Origin of the sequence: Nakamurella sp. PAMC28650 (assembly GCF_014303395.1) — a bacterium.
In the GTDB taxonomy this organism is placed as follows: domain Bacteria; phylum Actinomycetota; class Actinomycetes; order Mycobacteriales; family Nakamurellaceae; genus Nakamurella.
In genome coordinates, this window is sequence record NZ_CP060298.1 from 1514160 (window position 1) to 1533046 (window position 18887).

Genomic DNA, 18887 nt, shown 5'->3' on the forward strand with positions numbered 1-18887 from the left:
TGGTCGGCCGACAAGGTATCGGTTCACCCGGGGTCGCCAATTCCTGCCGAATGGCGCACACTTCGACCGAAGACTGCAATCGGGGAGGTCCAGTGAACCAATTGTCCTGTTCCGCACCATTTCTGGTACGCCGAAGAGGTCTCGCACGCCGTCATGGCGGGTCCCGGCGGCGAATGGGCACGGTCTTCGCGCTCGCCGCGGGTTTGATCGTCGCGACAGTTCCGGCGGCTGCCGCGTCGGTCGCGGCGGTGACGCCCTCGACGCCGGCGGTGGAACACGTGAACCAGATCGCCCAGCAGGACGTCCCGGCGTTGGCGGGGTCGGAGCCGGACACGCTGGTGGAACCTGATGTGGCGGTGTCGCCGGTGAATCCCGACATCGCGGTGGCCGCCGCCCACGACGGCCGCTATCCAGACGGCGGAGCGGTCGGCATCGAGACGGCGTGGACCAGCGATGGCGGGGCCACCTGGCACCACCACGCGCTACCAGGGGTGACCGCGGCGACCGGTGGCAGCGCCACCTGGGAACGGGCCAGCGACCCGGTCGTGGCGTTCGCTGCAGACGGGTCAGCCTATGTCTCGGTGTTGGTCTTCAACTCCGGCTGTGACACCGGGGTGCTGGTGTCACGGAGCGTCGACGGTGGAAAGACCTTCGGGGCGCCGGTTTTCGCTCATCGCAGCGCCAACTGCGCCGTCTCCGACGACAAGAACACGCTCCTGGTGGACACGAGCGCCAAGAGCCCGCACCGAGGACGGCTCTACCAGTTCTGGACGCCCTTCCTGACGGACATCTTCGGCAACGCCGACGGGTCTCCGCAGGCGTTGGTGTTCTCCGACGACCACGGCCGTACCTGGAGTCAGCCGGTCAACGTGACGCTGCCGCACGCCAACACCCAGAACTCACAGCCCATGTTGCTGCCCAACGGCACCCTGATCGACGCCTACATCGATTTCGGTGCGGGCGCATCCGACGAGGGTTCGGAGGCGGCCGGGCTGCGCGCCGCCCACGGGCACGCGATCCCGGGCCGCCCTGCAGCGTCGGCGTCCGCCTCGGCGTCGGTCCAGTCCGGGCCGGTGTTCACCACCGCCGTCTCCACCGACGGTGGCAGCACCTGGCGGCCGGGAGGGGACATCACCCACGACCTGGGGGGTGGGCCGGACGGGTTCCGCTGCTGCCTGATGTCAGCGACGGCGGATCCGGTCACCGGGCACCTGTACGCAACGTGGAACTCGGTCGACGTCACGAAGGTGAAGCTGTCGTCGTCGACCAACGGTAAGAACTGGTCGGCGCCGGTCACGGTGAACCGCGTCTCGACCGCGTTGCAGGGCGTCAACACCGACGTCTCCGCCTACCGGGGTACAGTCGCCGTGTCGTACGGCATCACCAACACCGATACCAGGAACGGCCGGTTCGGGCGACAGCTCGTGTCCACCTCCCGTGATGGCGGCGCGCATTTCCCCGATCCGGTGGTGCTCGGTCCGCGAACGAACTACGCCTTCGCGGCCAACGCCGGTGGCATCTTCCCGGGGGACTACATCGGCTCGGCCATGACCGATGGTCGCCTGTTCACCGTGTGGATGGTGGCCGGCACACCACCGACGGCCGGGGCGGAATACCACCAGGTGATGTGGTCGGCCACGCTGGATACGAGCACCGGCCCCCTGGGCAGGACCGCCGGCGCCGCGGACCAGTTGACATCCCTGCGCTCGCCGTGATCCTGCGCGCTGGTCCGGTGTGGTCCGACGCGTGCTCCCGTTTCCGATGTCCGGCCACGTTCGGGTCCCCCGCCTGATCCCCCGTTCGGATCGCCTCTGCGGACTCACCGAGCCGGCTCACCGAACCGAACCGAACCGAACCGAACCGACCCGACCCGACCCGACTCCGAACCGACTCACCGACCTGACTCATCGAGCATCGCGAACAGGAACTGACGCCCCGGCTCCGACCATCGATCACGGAGCTCGGTGAACACCTCGAAGGAGCGTCGCCCCTGCCAATCCGGCGAAAGCAGGGCGGCCGGCAGGCCGGGGTCGATCCGCGGGAACTGACGCCAGTCGTCCACCAGGGCGAGATGGTCGGCGAAGCATCCGGCATCACCCCGATCGGCGTTGCGCCGGCCGGCGGCGAGGGCCTGGGCCACCGGCTCCCACCGATCGAGGAATTGCCGGTAGAGACCGCGGAGCGCATCGAGATCCCACCACGCCGCCACCTGGGCCGGGCCGACGGTGTGCCCGGTGAACCAACTGACGTACCCGCCGAGACCTTCCCGCTCGATCAGCGCGGCTGCGCGGTCGGCCAGTGCGGCCGGCGCGATCCGGACGCCCGGGCTGACGGCGCCGAAGCCCAGCCAAGAGAGCGTGCTGCGCAACCGGTGTCGTTGCGCACGTTGGTGTTCCGGGACGGAGAACACGGCGAGCACCCAGCCGTCGGCCTCGGTGGCCTCGCCATGGCGGAAGATGCGGGCGTCACCGATCGCCAGGTCGGCCAGTCCCGCGTCGGTGAGCACGTAGCCCGCTCGGTGGTTCCGCTTCTGGGAGGCGAGGAATCCCCGGGATTTCAAACGCACCAGGGCCTGGCGGACGGCGGTCGGTGATTGTCCGGCGAGACCGAGAAGGGTGATGAGATCCGACACTGGGACCCAGGAGCCGATCTCGCGCAGATGCAGACCCGCGAACGTGACGATCAGCGATCCCGGGGTGGCCGCCTCGTCGGGTGCGGTCAAGAAGCGAGATCCCTGAGCACGCTCAACGCATCCCACACCTCGGTGAAGGTGATCGGCAGGGGCGACAGCCCGATCCGGATCGCGTCCGGCGTGCGGAAGTCCGGCAGGACCCCGACATCGGTCAGTTTCGCGCACAGTTCCCGGGCGTCGGACCTGGTGATGCTGACGTGACCACCGCGCCGATCAGCGTCCCTGGGCGAGCCGATCCCGAATCCCAGGGGTATCAGCCACTCGTCGGCCAGTGCGATCACCATCTCGGTGAGCGCCACCACCTTGGCGCGGATGGCATGGATGCCGGCGTCGGCGACGACCCTTGCGCCCTCTCGGACGGCGAGAATGCCCAGGACGGAGGGCGTCCCGGAGATCATCGACCTGATGCCCGGTGCCGGAACGTAGCCCTGCTCCATCTCGAACGCGTCCCGGCGTCCCAGCCAGCCCCAGATGGGCTGGTCGAGATGGGCGTGGTGGCGGGCGTTCACGTAGCTGAACGCCGGGGCCCCCGGGCCGGCACCGAGGAACTTGTAGGTGCAACCGACGGCGAAGTCGACGTCCCAGGTGTCCAATTCGATCGGGACCGAGCCGACCGAATGACACAGGTCCCAGACGACGAGGGCCCCGGCTCCGTGCGCGGCTGCCGTGATGGCCCGTGCGTCCGCCAGATAGCCCGACCGGTAGGCGATGTGGCTCATCGTCAGGACCGCGACGTCGTCATCCAGAACGGCGGCGACATCGGCGACCCCGATACCGCCGGAGTCGGTACCGGTCAGCCAGATCGCCTCCAGGCCGAGGTCCTTGACGAGGGACTCGACCACGTATCGGTTGGTGGGGAAGTTGTCCCGGTCGATGATGACCTTGCGGCGACCCGGTCGCCGGTTGATCGCCGCCCGAAGGGCCTTGTAGAAGTTGACCGTCGTGGAGTCGGCGATGACCGTCTGCCCGGCGGCTGCGCCCAGCGCGGCGGCGGCGAGTTCGTCACCGACGGTCTCCGCAAGCTCCATCCAGCCCTCGCTCCACCCACGGATCAGGCGACCGGCCCACTGCTGATGGGTGAAGTCCGACCACCCCTGCGCGATGGAGGCCAACGGTCGGCCGAGTGAGTTGCCATCGAGATAGGCGACCACATCGGGGGTCTGCGGTAGGTACCGGCTCCGGAACGACGCGAGGGGGTCGGCTGCGTCCAGTGCCTGCGCCTGCGCACGGGTGAAGGTGCTGCTCATCTGCTCTGCCCCATCTCGGTACGCCCCATCTCGGTACGCCCCATCTCGGTACGCCCCATCTCGGTACGGCCCATCTCGGTACGCCCCATCTCGGTACGCCCCATCTCGGTACGGACGGCGTACAGCTCGGGGAAGAACGTCAGGTCCAGGGCGCGGCGCAGGAAGGACACGCCGGACGAGCCGCCGGTGCCCTTCTTGAAACCGATGATTCGCTCGACGGTCTTGAGGTGACGGAAGCGCCAGGTCTGGAAGGTGTCCTCGACATCGATGAGCTCCTCGCAGGTCTCGTAGACGTCCCAGTGCGAGTGCGGGTCGGAGTAGATGCCCAGGAACACCTCGACCAGCTCCTGGTCCAGGGTGTGCGGCCGTCGCCAGTCCCGTTCGACCACCGCGGCCGGAAGCCGGTAGCCACGCCGGGCCAGGAACAGCAGGAACTCGTCGTACAGGCTGGGTGCGTCCAACGCCGCCTGCAGGGTGTGCTGCTGCTCGGGATGATGGGAGAACACCACGATCATCGCCGGATTCTTGTTGCCCAGCAGGAACTCCAGCAGTCGGTACTGCATCGACTGGAATCCTGAGGACTTGCCAAGGATCCCGCGGAACTCGGCGTACTCGGTAGGCGTCAGGGTGGCCAGCACCGACCATTGATCGGTCATCTGCTGCTGGATGTGCTTGACCCGGGCCAGCCGCTTCAGCGCGGGACCGAGGGAATCCTGAGAGATCAACAGCATGGCCGACCGCAGTTCGTGGACGACGAGTTTGATCCACAGTTCGGTCGTCTGGTGCGCGATGATGAACAACATCTCGTCGTGGTGGGTCGACAGCGGCACCTGTGCGGCCAGTAGCGTCTCCAATTGCAGGTAGCTGCCGTAGTTCAGCCCGCTGAGATCCTTTTCGATACCCGCCTCGAGTGGCCGGATGTTCTCGACCTGCTCCTGGGAAGGACGTTCCGGGTTCTCGTCGATGGCCGGCACCGGGCCACCCTATAGCGGTGCGGTGACGAGCGTCAAACTTACGCACTGCCCGCGCGCGGCCCGGATCCCGAGTTGTCACACATGGCCAGGGAAGCTCTTTCCGTACGCTGGGGGTCGAAGAGGGACCGGGCGGGACCTCCGCCGGGGCCTGATCCGTCCATCCGATCGGAAGAAGGTGCGCGATGAAGAGAGCGGTAGTTGCCGTCCTGGGTGTTGCACTGCTGCTGATCGGTGTCGCGCTCCTCGTGCTGCCCGGCCCCGGATTCCTGTTGATCGCCGCGGCGCTGGCCCTGCTTGCCACGCAGTTCGAGTGGGCCAAACGCCCGCTGGGCTACGCGTGGGACAAGGCTCAGGTCGGCATCGACGAGGTCGGACGCAGCAAGTTCCGCACCGCCCTGTCGATCCTGTCGGCCCTGGTCCTGATGGCGATCGGCGTCCTCGACCTGGTCGGGGTCGACATTCCGTGGGTCAATGCCCTGAGCGCCGTCATGCTGATCGTGTCCGGTCTGATCCTGATCGGCACGATCGTCTACGCGTTGCGGCGTGCGCAGACCCCCCGATCGGTCGAACCATCGCCTGCGCAGGGTCTGACCGAAGCTCGGTGAGGCCGCCGGGTCAGCGTGACGGTGGACTGGAACACCATCTTCCGCGCCGCCAGTGGGGCTCTGGCTGAAGGCGGACCGTCCTCCTGGCGTCCACCGGGGCGTCCCGGCATGGGATAGTCGGGAGGTAATCAGGTCTTTACCTCGGGAGGTCGGTTGAGGGGCGGGGCCAGAAATTCCGCCGTGCGAGCTCTGGTCATGGAACGCTGGGTCGGAACGGACAGGCGTCCTCGGTCGTTGTCGGACCGGGTTCGACGTTCCGCGAACCGTGACCTGCAGTTCGGCCGGGACGAGTCGGCCAGAAAGTTCGAGGCAACAGCATGAGCGTGAGTTTGAGCAAGGGCGGGAACGTTTCGCTGACCAAGGCGGCCCCCAACCTGACGGCGGTGACCGTCGCGCTCGGTTGGCAGGTTCGCGCCTCGACCGGTGCCGACTACGACCTCGACGCCAGCGCCCTGGCGCTGGCCGACAACCACCGGATCCCCAGCGACAACTACTTCGTCTTCTTCAACAACCTCCGTTCGCCGGACGGGTCGATCGAGCATCTCGGCGACAACCTCGTCGGTGGTGCCGGCGGTGACGACGAGCAGATCAACGTCGATCTGTCGGCCGTGCCGCCGAACATCGTCTCGGTGGTCTTCGCGGTGTCCATCTACGAAGCCGACCAGCGGCGTCAGTCGTTCGGTCAGGTCCGCGGCGCGTTCATCCGTGTCGTCGATCGCACCACCGGGTCCGAGTTGGCCCGCTACGACCTCACCGAGGAGGCCTCCACCGAGACCGCCATGGTCTTCGGCGAGCTGTACCGCTACAACGGCGAATGGAAGTTCAGAGCCATCGGCCAGGGATATGCCTCTGGTCTCCGTGGAATTGCCCTCGATTTCGGAGTGAATGTATAAATGTCGACCGCTGCCGCACCCGCCGAACACAGTGCCACCCGGATCTTTGCCGCCTCGGGGGTGATCTCCCTGGTGGCCGTGGTGGCCGCCTTCTTCTACGGCGGTCTGCAGGCGGCCGGCCTGACGCTCATCCTCGGCGTCCTGGAGATCACTCTTTCCTTCGACAATGCCGTGGTGAACGCCAGGGTGCTCGAACGAATGAGCGAGAAATGGCAGCAGATCTTCCTGACGGTCGGCATCGTCATCGCCGTGTTCGGCATGCGGTTGGTGTTCCCCCTGCTCGTGGTCGGGATCACTGCCCATCTCTCGCCGGCGCGGGCCCTGCAGCTGGCGTTCGAGAAGGGCAACGTCAACACACCGGGCTCCTACGGTTATCTGTTGGCGCAGGCGCATCCGCAGATCGCCGCTTTCGGCGGCATGTTCCTGCTGCTGCTCTTCCTGGACTGGCTGTTCGAGGAACGTGAGATCACCTGGCTGTCGTGGCTGGAGAAGCCACTGGCCAGGATCGGCAAGTTGGACGCGCTCTCCGTCATCGTGGCCGGCATCGCCCTCTACGTGATCGCGGAGACCGCAGCCGAGAAACCGGGCACCGTGCTGGCCGCCGGGCTGCTCGGGATCATCAGCTATCTGCTGGTCAACGGTCTCGGTGGCTTGTTCGAGAACTTCGAGGAGCGTCAGGAAGAGGCCTTCGAGGAGAAGAGAACCCACGGCGGACCCACCCAGGTGGCCAAGGCGGTCGGCAAGGCCGGGTTCTTCCTCTTCCTCTACCTCGAGGTGCTGGACGCGTCGTTCTCCTTCGACGGTGTGATCGGCGCCTTCGCGATCACACCGGACCCGATCATCATCGCCCTGGGGCTCGGCCTGATCGGTGCCTTGTTCGTCCGGTCGCTGACGGTGTTCCTGGTCCGCAAGGGCACCCTGAACGACTACGTCTACCTGGACCACGGCGCGCACTGGGCAATCGGCGCGCTGGCCGTCATCCTGCTGGTCTCGATCGGTGTGCACGTCAACGAAGTGGTCACCGGTCTGGTCGGCCTGGTGCTGATCGGTGCCGCCTTCCTCTCCAGCGTCGTGCGGAACAAGAACGAGGGAGTGCCGTCGGAGGTGGCGGGGGCCGCAGAGCACGACTCCGCCGACAGCCCCGTCTGACGCTTCCCGGCCCACCCCCCCGCGCATACCGAACTGCCCCGCGCATACGGAACTGCCCCGCGCATACGGAACTGCCCGGATTTGTCCGAAAAGGCGCGAAACCGGTCGCGCCGGTATGCGCAGCGCCCCGGCGACCGGGGCCGACGGTCAGACCAACCCGGCAGCGCGCTCGGCCTCCTCGGCCTGACGGTTCCACTCGGCCTTGCCGGCGCGCCAGCCCTCCTCGGTCGCTCCGGTGCGCCAGTAGCCGGAGATGGACAGCCGCTCCTTCGGGACACCCCGGTCCACCCGCAGCATCCTCCGCAGTTCCTTGACGAAGCCGGCTTCTCCATGCACGAACGCGTCGACGGTGTCGGCCGGGAAGTCGACGGCGACGGCGGCTTCCACCAGGGCACGCCCGACCGGACGATTCCCGGAGTGGACCCATTGCACTGCCACACCTTCCGGCGCGGCGAGCGCGAGTTCCGAGGCTGCGCCGTGGACTTCGACCAGGACCCGCCCGACCGCATCCGGAGCCAACGCGTCGAGAGCCGCAGCGATGGCTGGAAGGGCGCTCTCGTCACCGATGAACAGATGGTAGGAAGCATCGCCTGCCGGCGCGTACCCGCCGCCCGCGCCGGACAGCAGGACCTCGTCCCCGGGGCGGGCGGCTGCCGCCCACGGTCCGGCCACTCCCGCGTCACCGTGCACCACGAAGTCGATCGTCAACTCCACGGCTGCCGCGTCGAAGGACCGGACCGTGTAGGTCCGGACGACCGGCCAGTGCTCCTGCGGCATCTCCGCCCGGATGCGCTCCGGGTCGAGCGGCCGGGGGTACTCGACTCCCGGCGCCGGGAACGAGATCTTGACGTAGGCGTCGCTGGCGGGCGACGGCTGGAAACGGGCCAGCTCAGGGCCGCCGAGCACCACCCTGGTCAGCGTCGGACTCAAGGTCTGCGTACGGACGACGGACACCGCCATCGGTGCGGGTCGGGTGCGGGCGGAGGCCTGCGTCATGGTGATCCTCTGTCGTGCTGCTGTTGGTCGAACAAGAAGTTAGGGTCACCTTACCAGCGTGGCGTAGAACTCCAGGTGCCGAGCTGCCGCTCCGTCCCAGGTGTGCCGGTTCGCCAACGTCCGGCCGACCTCGCGAAGGCCCGGATCCGCGCCGGACAGGGCGACGGTGATCTGGTCCGCCATCGTCGCCGGTGAATCGGCGAACAGAGCAGCGCCGGAGAAGACCTCCCGCAGGACGGGGAGGTCGCGCACCACCAGTGGCACGCCTGCGGCGAGGGCCTCCATGGCGGCCAGGCCGAAGCCCTCTTTGGTCGACACGAACCCGAAGACGGCGGCGCCGGCCACCAGGAACGGAAGCTCGTCGTCGTCCACCGTGCCCAGAAGTACCGGTTCGACCCCGAGCTCGCCGCATCGACGATCGAACTGCTCCCGGTAGCCCCGGTAGTCGAAAAGCGTTTCGCCACCGGCGACGACGAGCTGCAACCCGGGGTGCCGCGGTCGGGCCAGCGCAAAAGCCTCCAACAGGTCCAGCGTGCCCTTGCGGGGCTCGATACCGCCGACGGCGAGCAGGTAGGTCCCCAGTCGATCCGTCCACACCTTCCTCGCCGCAACGGCTTTCGGAGCGGTGGAGGCGGCGGATGCGAACCGGGGGCTGTCCACCCCGTTGGGAATGACGATCGGGTGCAGCCCCCAGCCATCGGTCAACTCCCGGGCCACCGACTCCGAGACGCACACATGGGCAAAGGGATCGACGATCGCTCGCTCGTGACAGGCGGCCAGCTCGGCCGTGGTGAACGTGTCCAGGTGGTGCACGGTACGGACGCATCGGCCGACGGCGTTGGCGCTGATGCAGTCCTGGGCATGCACGATGTCGTAGTCCTGCGGTCGAAATGCTCTGCCCAGCAACCGGATCGACCGCATGATCCGCACGCCGACGTCCTCGCCCTCGACCGGCGGGAACGGTACGACCTCGATCCGTACCCCGGGGTCGACCCGACGGAAGAACCCGCCGTCACCACCTCGGCCCAGCGTCCAGACGGTGACCTGGGCACCGGCCCGGACGAGCGCCTCCGCCAGGGCCAGGGTGTGCACCACCCCGCCGCGGGGCCGGGTCGAGTAGGTGATCAGGGCGATGCGGGGGGACGCAGCGGTCAATTCGGTTGCTCCGCATACTTCTTCGAGTAGGCGTCCAGACGCCGCTCGTCGAGGTGTCGCAGTACCGTTCTGGCACGGGTGATCTCGTGCTCGACGTCGATCTCCGCCACCGCCAGCCCGCCCTTCGCCGCGGTCCGGGAGAGTATGTCGCCCCCGGGCCCTACCACCTTGGCCTGCCCGAGAAACCTGAGGTCGCCCATGATCCCGGTCTGGTTGGACGAAACCATCACCACCTGGTTCTCGGCGGCCCTGGCGCAATCGTAGAGATCGAAGAGTCGTGACTGGCGGTCCTGCGGCAACCGGGCGGCCCGGTCGGTGACGCTGGCCGGCCAGGCGGACAGGCAGGCCAGCATCTGCGCGCCGTCCAGGGCCAGGGATCGCGCCGCCTCCGGGAAGGTCTTGTCGTAGTCGATCATCAGACCCATCCTGCCGACCGGGGTGTCGAAGGCGGTGAAGGCGTCTCCCGCGGCGTAGGCGAGCGACTCCCCGGCCGGCTGGTGCACCTTCCGGTGATGGCCGAGAACACCGTCACCGGACAGACACATGGCCGAGTTGTAGCGGAGCCCGGCATCGAGTTCGGTGTAGCCGACGCACACCACCATCTCGCCGGCCATCCTGCCGATCCGCTGCAGTTCCTGCGCGTCGGAGGCGAGGGCGGGTGGGAGGGAATCGGTGTCTGGCTTGCGCAGGTCGCCGATGTAGCCGCCCAACGCGGCATCCGGAAGGACCAGCAGGTCCACCCCGGCGCGCCTGGCGTCCTCGATGATGCCTGCGATCTTGACGAGTGAGCGTTCGATGTCACGGCCGAAGTGGCCGGCGACGGCGGCCAGCCTCCACGGGGGACTCTTGCTCACCGACATGGACTCACAGTAGGGCGTGCTCCCGATCGCGGCCATTGCGCAGATGGTCCGGCGCGCCGTCCTGTCCTGAGACCGCATCCGGTCCGGTGATCTGCCCGGCGAGGTATTCCGCATCCCTGGCCACCCCGGCGAAGCGGCCGGATCCCCAGGTGTGCAGCCACGGCAGTCCGAGAAAGTACAGTCCGTCCACACCTGTGACGCCGCGGACGTGCCGCGGGTGCCCCTGGCCGTCGAAGACCCCGATCTGCACCCACCGGTAGTCGGCACGATAGCCGATGCTCCAGACCACCGACGTGATACCGGCTGCCGCCAGATCCATCTCGGTGCGCTCGACGTCCGGTGCCCAGACGGGCGTGTAGCGATCCTCGGTCGGCGCCTCGATGCCGTTGGCGGTGATGTACAGGTCGATCGCGTCCTTGATGCCCTCGGACACCCGGTCCGCGGCATCGAGGGAGTCCTGCAGTGTCGGAGCGAAAGTGACGTGCTCACGGTGGATGTCGAGCATCCGACCGTAGAGTTCCATGCCCTGCAGGGCAAAGGCCCGTAGGTCGATGTCCCGACCGCCGTCACGGCCGGTGACGTAGTGGTTGGTCTTGTCGCGGGTGGCCATCCCCTCGGGGTGATCCTGGACCGGTCGGTCGTAGTGACCCATGTCCTGGAGCCAGGCGACGCAGTCCCGGCCGCGGTAGAACCGAGCCACCCTCGGAGCACTCCCGACGGCCAGGGTGACGCGGCGGCCCGCCAGGTGAAGGTCCTCCGCGATCTGCGCACCGGACTGCCCGGTCCCGACGACCAGAACCCCGCCGTCGGGTAGGTCGTCGGCATGACGGTACTGCGAGGAGTGGAGTTGGTTGATCCGCTCCGGGAGGCGTGCGGCGATCGTCGGGATCACCGGGAAGTGGTATCCGCCGGTGGCGATCACCACCTTGTCCGCCGTCATCCCGATCTGCTCGCCGGTGGGGTGGAGCCGGACCGTCAGGTCGAAACCGCCGTCGGCGCCGTGCTTCAGGGTGACGACCTCCTGTCCCTCGCGGACGGGGGCGTCGAACGTGTCTGCGTAGGAGCGGACGAATTCGTGGACCTTGTTCCTGGGCATGAATCCGTCGGGATCATCACCGGTGTAGGAATACCCCGGAAGGTTGCACTGCCAGTTCGGTGTGACGAGTGTGAAGTTGTCCCACCGGCCCTCGCGCCACTCGTGGGCGATGCCCGAGCGTTCGAGGACGACGTGGTCGATGCCGTCCCGACGCAGATGCCAACTGATCGAGAGACCGGCCTGGCCGCCGCCGATCACGATGACGGTGTGATGCTCGGCCGGTTCGGCCGAATTGCTGGATGACGCGGCGTGCTGCGGTGCTGTGCTCATCTGGGGGCTCCAGTAGGATGATCCGGCTGCATGGACAGCACCCTGACACGACCGCCGGAGGCGGCGAAAGGCGCTGCGTGAAGGTCGATCTCGCGGGTCTGGGCGGCCGCGCGAGAGCACGGCATGCCGTACCGGGCCTCGACCCGGTCACTGGCGATGCGCAGTGCGGTGTGGGTGCGTTCGACGAACTCGGCCAACGGGTAGTCCGTGCCGACCTCGAGGTGGTCGTGCATCACCAGCGAGGGGGAGTAGCACGTGGACACCCCGCCGTCGGGCCAGCGGACGGTGAAGGTCATCTCAGGCATTGAGCACCGCCGGTGTGCTCGTATAGGTTTCCGGACGGCGATCACGCAGGTGGAACATGGACCGGCGGGCGGTACCGAGCATGACGTCGAGATCCACCTCTGCGACGGCGAGCCCGGCCTCGATACCGGTGTCGGCCAGCACCTCGCCGCCCGGGTCGACCACCTTGGCACTGGCGACGAAACGCAGCGAGCCGAAACTCCCGGCCTGGTTCGCCGACACCCAGACGACCTGGTTCTCCAGCGCCCTGGCCCGGTCGAAGAGGTCGAAACGACGCTTCCACCGGTCCTGGTGGAGGTCCGGGGTGGGCGCCGTCCTGGCCGCCGGCCACGCCGACAGACAGGCGATGATCTCGGCGCCGTCGACGGCCAGCGAACGGGCCGCCTCCGGGAACGCCTTGTCGTAGCAGATCATCATGCCCATCCGGCCGACCGGGGTGTCGAAGGCGTCGAACGACTCCCCGGCGGCATAGGACATGTTCTCGCCCAACGGCTGGTGGACCTTGCGGTGGACGCCGAGGACGGCGTCGCCGGTGAGTGCGACCGCCGTGTTGTAGCGGGTGATCAACGGAAAGGTGTCGGCGGAATGGTCTGCGCCGGCCGAGCCGTCCTCGCAGATGCCCAGGCACACCACCAGATCGCCGGCGATCTGCCGGACCCTGGCCAACTCCGGCCCGTCGATCTTCAGAGCCGGTGGGAGACGGCTGATCCGCTGCGCCCAGAGGTCTGGATCCGAGTCGTCGGCGGCACCCAGGCTGGACAGGTAGCCGCCGAGGGCCGCCTCCGGCAGCACCAGGAGTTCAACCCCGGCCGCTCGTGCCTGGCCGACGAGTCTTTCGATGGTGCGGTAGGCCTCCTCGAGGTCGCGGCCGAAATTCTCGGCGGCGGCGGCCACCTTGATGGCGGTCATGCTGTCCCCAATCCGGTGACTTCTCGATGAATGGCGGTGGTGAGCACGCCGTCGGGCCAACGGAGTCGGACACCCGGCGTGCCGCTGAGCCGACCGCAGTCCGCGGAAGTCGCCGGGCCGGCGTCGGCGACGCCCGATCCGGGGGCGGTGGTCATCACCATGCCGAATCCGGGGAAACAGGTGAACCAGTCGCCGGCCGAGACGCCTGACGGCATCGGCACATCGGCCACCTCGATGACGGCGCCACACCCGGCGGCCTCGGCCAGCATCCCGGTCGTCCCGACCATACCGGCCATGCTGACGTCCTTCGCGCCGGTCGGCCGGGTGCGGGCGACGAGCGAGGCCATCGAGCGGAGTTCCTGGGCCGAGCGGTGAGACGTCGAATCCCACTGGCGTCCGTGGTAACCGGGCCGCCAGCCGCCGCCCAGATCGGTGGACAGCCAGAGGGTGTCGCCGATCGAGCCACCGCCGGCCGGGACGGGACGATCGGTGCGGCCCAACGCCGTCACACTCAGGGAGGCAGGCACGCCCAGTTGGGTGTGGCCACCGAGGACAGGTACACCCCAGGCCTGGGAGCCCCGGCGGATCCCGTGCAGGATGCGGGTCGCGAACGAGGCATCCCTCGCCCCGATGGCGTCCACCAGTCCGACCGCGGCGGCCCCCATCGCGGACAGATCGTTGATGTTCACCAGCACGGAGCACCAACCGGCCCATTCCGGATCACGCTCGACCATCGACGGCAGGATCGCGTCGCAGGCCACGATCACGTCGGTGTCCGGCACCAGCGCGCCGTCGTCGCCGACGAAGCCGTTGCCGCCCAGCCCGTTGACGCCCTGACGCAGTGGCGCCAGGAGTTCGGCCAGCATGCCCTTCGTCGCGACGGCCAGTTTCTGGACGCGGTCGATCGGCCAGCGCATGCTGACGTGGGGTGTGCCGGCCACGACGGTCCGGCCGGTGCTGACCCATCCGAGCCGGTTGAACAGGACCTCGTGTGCCATCTGCACGGTGGCGTCGAACCGCAGCACACCAAGGGATTCGGCGTGCGCGCAGGCGGCTCTGACCAGGGCGGGCCCGACACCGCCCTGTCGGCGGGTGCCGGCGGCAACCACGAGCCGGCTACCGGTCCACCAGCCGATGTCCCTGGCCGGGTCGTCGTTCCCGGCCGCGGGCGAGAGCCGAACGCCGCCGATGACGTCACCGTCGTGGTCGGTCGCGACCAGCACGACGGTCCTTGGATCGTCGTCCTGATCGTCATGGTCCGAACCTTCGAAAAGCCCCTGCTCCGCGACGAAGACGGCCCGGCGCAGCGCGCGGTACTGAGCCAGATCGACGCCGTTCTCGGCCCGACGGATCAGGTACGCGCGCTGCCGCCTGCTGACCGGTGGAGTGCCGGTCAACACCGAGACGTCCAGGCCGTACAGGCCGGGCTCAGCAGCAGCCTCGACAGCCAGTTCGAAGGCCCTCAGGGATTCCGTCATGATCTCTCAGGCCCCCGCGCTGGCCAGCACGCTGCAGGCACCGCAGGCAGCGCATCCGGCCTTCTGGTCGGAGCCGAACATGCCGGCCCTGGTCAACAGGTCGGCCACCCGGCCGGTGACGTCGGCCAACTGCGCGTGGCCGGGAGCGGTCGCACCGTCGCGGGCGGCGAGGGTGCCGGCCAGCGGACGGAACGGCACGATGAACGGGTACACCCCGGCGTCGATGAGATCACCTGCGGCGGAAACCATCTCGTCTGGATCCTCGCCGAGGCCGACCAGCAGGTAGGTCGAGACCTGATTGCGTCCGAAGACCCGGACCGCCTCGGTCCACGCCGCCCAGTATTCCGACATCGGGACCGAGGACTTGCCTGGCATCCACCGACTGCGGACGTCGTCGTCCATGGACTCGACGTGGATGCCGATCGAGGCCGCACCGGCGTCATGCAGATCGGTGATGGTCTGCAGGTCCGCCGGTGGCTCGCACTGCACCTGGATGGCCAGGCCCGGCGCAGCTTCGCGCACCGCCTTCACGCAGCGGGCAAGATGCTTTGCACCGCGGTCCCTTCCGTTGGAAGTGCCCGTGGTCATCACCATCTGGGTCACCCCGTCCAGCCGGACGGCCGCTGCGGCGACCTCGGCCAGCTGGGCCGGGGACTTGACCGCGGTGGTGTTGCCCGCCGTCAGCGAATCCTCGATGGCGCAGAACTTGCAGCGCTGGTCCTCCGCGTACCGGATGCAGGTCTGCACGACCGTGGTCGCCAGCACATTGGAGGAATGCAGTTTGGCGATCTTCTCGTACGAGACGCCGTCGGCCGTCTCCAGGTCGTAGAACTTCGGCCTGGAGACGGGCTCGACAGCCATCCCGATGTCTGCGCCGTCGAGCAGCAGGCGACCTTCCCGAACCCGGTAGGGGCTGTTCAGGTTGATCGGGATCGCCGATCCACGTCCGTCGACCAGCAGATGCCCGTCATCACTGGGTCCTGCGCCCCCCCGACGGGAAACCGGCGCATCGACCCTGATGCCGCGTAGAGCCAGGTCGACCCTGGTGGAGACGCTGCTGCTCATGGCAGGAAACCCCTAGAACTGGTAGGTCGAGTTGATGATGGCGCCCTTGCGGGCGTAGTGGATCAGGGCGTCCTGGACGTCCAGCGGGTGCGAGGGGATGACGCCCTCCATCAGGTCTTCCTCGCGCAGGCCGTGCAACGAGAGACCGAAACGGCAGCAGAACACGGTGCCGCCCTCCTTGATGAACGTGGCCAACGAATCGTTGATGTTCTGCTCCCCGGGGAACGCCGAGTCGCCGGTGGTCGGGAAGCCGCGGTTGGCGATGCAGTTCATCGCACCCGGACCGTAGAAGTAGATGGCCGATTCGTAGCCCTTGCGCAGGGCCCTGGTGGCCTGGAGGATCGCGACGAACGACACGGACGACTCGTGGGCGATGCCGTGGACCAGGGTGAAGTACGACTGGCCGGCCTCCGCCTGGTAGTCCGGGAAGATCTTGGTCGACCCGTAGATGTTGCTGCCCTTGGGAAGTGACGGGTGCGGGATCTCTCCCAGGGACTTGGCGATGTTCGCGGCGATGGTGTCGTCGATCTCGGACATGGGTTCCTCCTGTGGTGGGGGTGCCGGACTGGCGGGAAGGGCGGGCGGTGCGGAGTGGGCGGTGCGGATTGGGCGGTGCGGAATGGAAGCAGTTGGCGGGGAGGTGTTTCAGCCGTACAGGGTGGTGAAGTTGTCGCGCAGCATCATCCGGGCCAGTTCGCCGTCACCGACGGCCGCCTGGAGCCGGGCCAGCTCGCCGGCGTGGTCACCCCACGGCTCGTCACTGGCGAAAAGAATTCGGTCGTAACCGATCTGACGTCTTTCGATCTCGGCGGCCAGCCAGCGTGGTGCGAACCCGATGGCCCAGCTGGTGTCGGAGTAGACCTTCTTGCCGGCCTCGATCCAGTCGAAGAACCGGCTGTTGATCAGCTTGATGTGCCCACTCATACCTCCGCCGAAGTGCACCAGGTGGATCTTCACGTCGTCGGCGTACCTGTCCACCAGCAGACCGACCTGGTCGATGTCCGACGCCGCGCCGGGCGAGGTGTGCACGTGGACGACCAGGTCGTGTGCCAGGGCGGCCGCGAAGATCTTGTCCAGCGATTCCGCGCACTCCGGATCGGAGGCGCTGCCGCCCAGCAGGAAGCTGGTCTTGAGGGCGACGACGCCGGACTCGCCGGCCAGGGCGAGGGCCTCGTCCGTCATGGACGCGTCCTGCGGGCGGGGGGAAACCCAGAGGCCGCAACGGATGCGGTCGGTCTTGGCGGCCGCCTCGAGCGCAAGATGGTTCAGCCCGAAGGAGACCTCGGGCATCGGCACGCCGTAGTTGGGCAGGATGATGGCCTGTTCGGTACCCTCGGCGTCGAGATCGGCGATCAGGTCGGCGACGGTTTTCCGGGCACTGATGTCCGGGTTCACCGGAGGCCCGCCGTAGAATCCGAACGCCGGGAGCACACCGATGTGACGGTGGGCGTCCAGGGCGTTCGTCGGGGGCATGCCATCAATTCAATGCGCCGGATGTGTCGCTTTGGTCAGATCTGGAACAACTCGAGATTTCCGGATGTGTCAAGGATTTCCAGAATGTGTCAACTCCGGCGTTTCGTCGGCGTGTCGTCCCCAGTGAGTCGGTCCGGTCGGGCCACGCATCGTCCTGGCTACCGCGGGCCTGGTCGGATCGGTCGGCTTCGGGTTCCTGGTCAGCCCGATGGGAAGCGACCTGGTCGTCGCGATCCTCGCGTCGAAGGTGAGCGCGCTCGGGTGGGCGACGGAAGCGCCCTTCGCGTCGGTGTTCCTGTTGGGTGCCGGCGGGACGGCGATGGTGGCGGCCACGGTCTTCTCCGACATGCCGGAAACGCAGCATCCGCTGACCCCACGTCAGCAGTGGGAAGTGGTCGCGCCGGCCGACGCGGGCGCTTTCGAGACCGCCGGCGTCGCGGGCTGACCGGTTTTGCCTCTACCGTGGGCAGGGCGCAACCGGCGCCGGGTGAGGCGGGAGGATTTCCAGCGATGGCTGCAGGTGGGCAAGGGCGGTCGGCTTCGGGCGGGAACCGCTCCAACAGTGCGGGTGATCATCCCCAGCGGCGCGGCTTCAGCAAACCCGGCCGCACCCAGGTGGAGCGCAACCGGGACCTGCCGATCGACCGGCAGATCCGCATCCTGCTGAAGAACCCGACGCCGTCACCGGCCGAGCAGAACCGGCTGTGCGAGCTGACCAGGACCAAGAGCTACCGGGCCGCGGTGGCGGTCGCCAAACGGATGATCGCGCCGGGCCCACTGTCCGTCGAACAGGTCGCGCCCGTCGCACCGCCACCGCGGCGCCGCAACCCCGGCAACCGGCCCCAGGGCTGACCTTCCAACATGTACGCCGACCAACTCAGCAGCGCCGACGGCTCACGAAGTCACTCTCACCGCGGCCGTGTGGGCGACCTGGCCGTGGTCAGGCTGACGGATCGGCCCCCGGCGGATCAGTGCCGGTGACATCGATCGACGACCTGACTCTGCACCTCGCCCGGAAGCTCTGGAGCAGCGTGCCGAAGCGGTCGCGTCGGTTGGCGAAGGTGCGATCAGGGATCGAGAAGGTCGCGCAGGGCACGAGCCGCGTCTTCGGTTGCGGCGGTCTTGGTCTCGCCCTGGGCCACGGCGTAGCGTCGAGACACCCGGTCGACCGCCATCACCGTCCATGGACCTTTGCCGTCCTCGCCGCTCAACTCGACAAACAGACGGGCCCGGTCGTGCTCGACGCGCAGACGGTGCGCGGTGTTCCCGTCCTCATGCAAGATCCGCCGTCGGTCGGGTTGGCGACGAATGACGTCCATCGGCTCCCGGGCACTGCACCAGGTAATCACACGCGGCCCGCGGACACTCGATGCTGCCGACCCGCGCGTCGGTCCGAATGCAGACACCGCGCCGGCCATGACGAACCGCCAGCCGAATGTCCTGCGGTGACCGGATCCGTGGTCCGACATACCGACGACCAAGACCGGAGTCGCGTCGATCGACGGCCGGCGCGCCCGGCTGTGGACGCGCGACAACCGATTCCACTCGGTCGCTACGCCCGTCGGACTCGCCGTCGACACCGGTCCTGACTGCCGACGCGGTCCGGTGGGAAACTCCACACCAGGACATTGCCGCAGCTCTGAGTGGCCTCGACGGTGACCACAGCGTGCCGGCGGCTGCCACCGGGGGCGGGACGGGTGCTCGCGGCGGTCACGAAATGTG

Annotated in this window: 20 protein-coding genes; 6 read left to right on the forward strand and 14 right to left on the reverse strand. The window is 68.0% G+C overall.

The window, feature by feature from the left end; translation table 11 throughout:
* The first annotated feature begins 173 nt into the window (after positions 1 to 173).
* Positions 174 to 1715 carry a sialidase family protein gene (locus H7F38_RS06800; RefSeq protein ID WP_187093413.1) on the forward strand — a complete coding sequence of 514 codons (1542 nt, stop codon included), beginning with the start codon at positions 174 to 176 and terminating at the stop codon, positions 1713 to 1715.
* Positions 1716 to 1891: 176 nt separating this feature from the next.
* Here the strand turns inward: H7F38_RS06800 and H7F38_RS06805 are convergent, their stop codons facing one another.
* From H7F38_RS06805 to kynA, 3 genes are read right to left on the reverse strand one after another with little or no spacing between them, the layout of a single operon-like run.
* On the reverse strand, positions 1892 to 2722 hold the full coding sequence (locus tag H7F38_RS06805; protein WP_187093414.1) for a PaaX family transcriptional regulator C-terminal domain-containing protein: 831 nt from the start codon (positions 2720 to 2722) through the stop codon (positions 1892 to 1894).
* Complete coding sequence (gene kynU / locus H7F38_RS06810) at positions 2719 to 3939, reverse strand: kynureninase (RefSeq protein ID WP_187093415.1); 1221 nt, start codon at positions 3937 to 3939, stop codon at positions 2719 to 2721. The genes H7F38_RS06805 and kynU overlap by 4 nt, the downstream gene beginning before the upstream one ends.
* Positions 3936 to 4904 carry a tryptophan 2,3-dioxygenase gene (kynA, locus tag H7F38_RS06815; RefSeq protein WP_222618654.1) on the reverse strand — a complete coding sequence of 323 codons (969 nt, stop codon included), beginning with the start codon at positions 4902 to 4904 and terminating at the stop codon, positions 3936 to 3938. Before kynA ends, kynU begins: the two co-directional genes overlap by 4 nt.
* Before the next feature lie 191 nt (positions 4905 to 5095).
* On the opposite strand from kynA, the gene H7F38_RS06820 reads away from it, so the two are divergent.
* From H7F38_RS06820 to H7F38_RS06830, 3 genes are all read left to right on the forward strand, one after another.
* The gene (locus tag H7F38_RS06820; RefSeq protein WP_187093416.1) at positions 5096 to 5518 is read left to right on the forward strand and encodes a PGPGW domain-containing protein; all 423 of its coding nucleotides are present in this window, start codon (positions 5096 to 5098) and stop codon (positions 5516 to 5518) included.
* 317 nt (positions 5519 to 5835) lie between these two features.
* On the forward strand, positions 5836 to 6411 hold the full coding sequence (locus H7F38_RS06825) for a TerD family protein (RefSeq protein ID WP_187093417.1): 576 nt from the start codon (positions 5836 to 5838) through the stop codon (positions 6409 to 6411).
* Entirely contained in the window at positions 6412 to 7560 is a 1149-nt protein-coding gene (locus tag H7F38_RS06830) for a DUF475 domain-containing protein (protein WP_187093418.1), read from the forward strand.
* 147 nt (positions 7561 to 7707) lie between these two features.
* On the opposite strand, the gene H7F38_RS06835 is transcribed toward H7F38_RS06830, so the two are convergent.
* The 10 genes from H7F38_RS06835 to H7F38_RS06880 all read right to left on the reverse strand — a co-directional run bounded on the left by H7F38_RS06835 (position 7708) and on the right by H7F38_RS06880 (position 17165).
* On the reverse strand, positions 7708 to 8556 hold the full coding sequence (locus H7F38_RS06835) for a siderophore-interacting protein (RefSeq protein WP_187093419.1): 849 nt from the start codon (positions 8554 to 8556) through the stop codon (positions 7708 to 7710).
* Positions 8557 to 8601: 45 nt separating this feature from the next.
* Positions 8602 to 9711, reverse strand: a complete 1110-nt coding sequence (locus tag H7F38_RS06840; RefSeq protein ID WP_187093420.1) for an MSMEG_0565 family glycosyltransferase — start codon at positions 9709 to 9711, stop codon at positions 8602 to 8604.
* Positions 9708 to 10565 carry a carbon-nitrogen hydrolase family protein gene (locus tag H7F38_RS06845; protein WP_222618502.1) on the reverse strand — a complete coding sequence of 286 codons (858 nt, stop codon included), beginning with the start codon at positions 10563 to 10565 and terminating at the stop codon, positions 9708 to 9710. The genes H7F38_RS06840 and H7F38_RS06845 overlap by 4 nt, the downstream gene beginning before the upstream one ends.
* A 10-nt stretch (positions 10566 to 10575) precedes the next feature.
* Complete coding sequence (locus tag H7F38_RS06850) at positions 10576 to 11937, reverse strand: MSMEG_0569 family flavin-dependent oxidoreductase (protein ID WP_187093422.1); 1362 nt, start codon at positions 11935 to 11937, stop codon at positions 10576 to 10578.
* The gene (locus tag H7F38_RS06855) at positions 11934 to 12242 is read right to left on the reverse strand and encodes an MSMEG_0570 family nitrogen starvation response protein (protein ID WP_187093423.1); all 309 of its coding nucleotides are present in this window, start codon (positions 12240 to 12242) and stop codon (positions 11934 to 11936) included. Before H7F38_RS06855 ends, H7F38_RS06850 begins: the two co-directional genes overlap by 4 nt.
* A complete protein-coding gene (locus tag H7F38_RS06860) occupies positions 12235 to 13149 on the reverse strand; it encodes a carbon-nitrogen hydrolase family protein (RefSeq protein WP_187093424.1) in 915 nt (304 codons plus the stop codon). The genes H7F38_RS06855 and H7F38_RS06860 overlap by 8 nt, the downstream gene beginning before the upstream one ends.
* Positions 13146 to 14627, reverse strand: a complete 1482-nt coding sequence (locus H7F38_RS06865) for an MSMEG_0567/sll0787 family protein (protein WP_187093425.1) — start codon at positions 14625 to 14627, stop codon at positions 13146 to 13148. Before H7F38_RS06865 ends, H7F38_RS06860 begins: the two co-directional genes overlap by 4 nt.
* A 6-nt stretch (positions 14628 to 14633) precedes the next feature.
* The gene (locus H7F38_RS06870) at positions 14634 to 15692 is read right to left on the reverse strand and encodes an MSMEG_0568 family radical SAM protein (RefSeq protein ID WP_187093426.1); all 1059 of its coding nucleotides are present in this window, start codon (positions 15690 to 15692) and stop codon (positions 14634 to 14636) included.
* Positions 15693 to 15704: 12 nt separating this feature from the next.
* Positions 15705 to 16229, reverse strand: a complete 525-nt coding sequence (locus H7F38_RS06875) for an MSMEG_0572/Sll0783 family nitrogen starvation response protein (protein WP_187093427.1) — start codon at positions 16227 to 16229, stop codon at positions 15705 to 15707.
* 108 nt (positions 16230 to 16337) lie between these two features.
* A complete protein-coding gene (locus H7F38_RS06880) occupies positions 16338 to 17165 on the reverse strand; it encodes an amidohydrolase family protein (RefSeq protein ID WP_187093428.1) in 828 nt (275 codons plus the stop codon).
* Positions 17166 to 17373: 208 nt separating this feature from the next.
* Between H7F38_RS06880 and H7F38_RS06885 the strand changes: the two genes are divergently transcribed.
* Together H7F38_RS06885 and H7F38_RS06890 are read left to right on the forward strand one after the other, a co-directional pair.
* Positions 17374 to 17610 carry a hypothetical protein gene (locus H7F38_RS06885; protein WP_187093429.1) on the forward strand — a complete coding sequence of 79 codons (237 nt, stop codon included), beginning with the start codon at positions 17374 to 17376 and terminating at the stop codon, positions 17608 to 17610.
* 65 nt (positions 17611 to 17675) lie between these two features.
* Positions 17676 to 18017 (forward strand): hypothetical protein, encoded by a 342-nt coding sequence (locus H7F38_RS06890; RefSeq protein ID WP_187093430.1) that lies wholly within the window; start codon positions 17676 to 17678, stop codon positions 18015 to 18017.
* Positions 18018 to 18232: 215 nt separating this feature from the next.
* Here H7F38_RS06890 and H7F38_RS06895 read toward each other — a convergent pair whose 3' ends face one another.
* Entirely contained in the window at positions 18233 to 18484 is a 252-nt protein-coding gene (locus H7F38_RS06895) for a hypothetical protein (RefSeq protein WP_187093431.1), read from the reverse strand.
* Positions 18485 to 18887 lie beyond the last annotated feature (403 nt).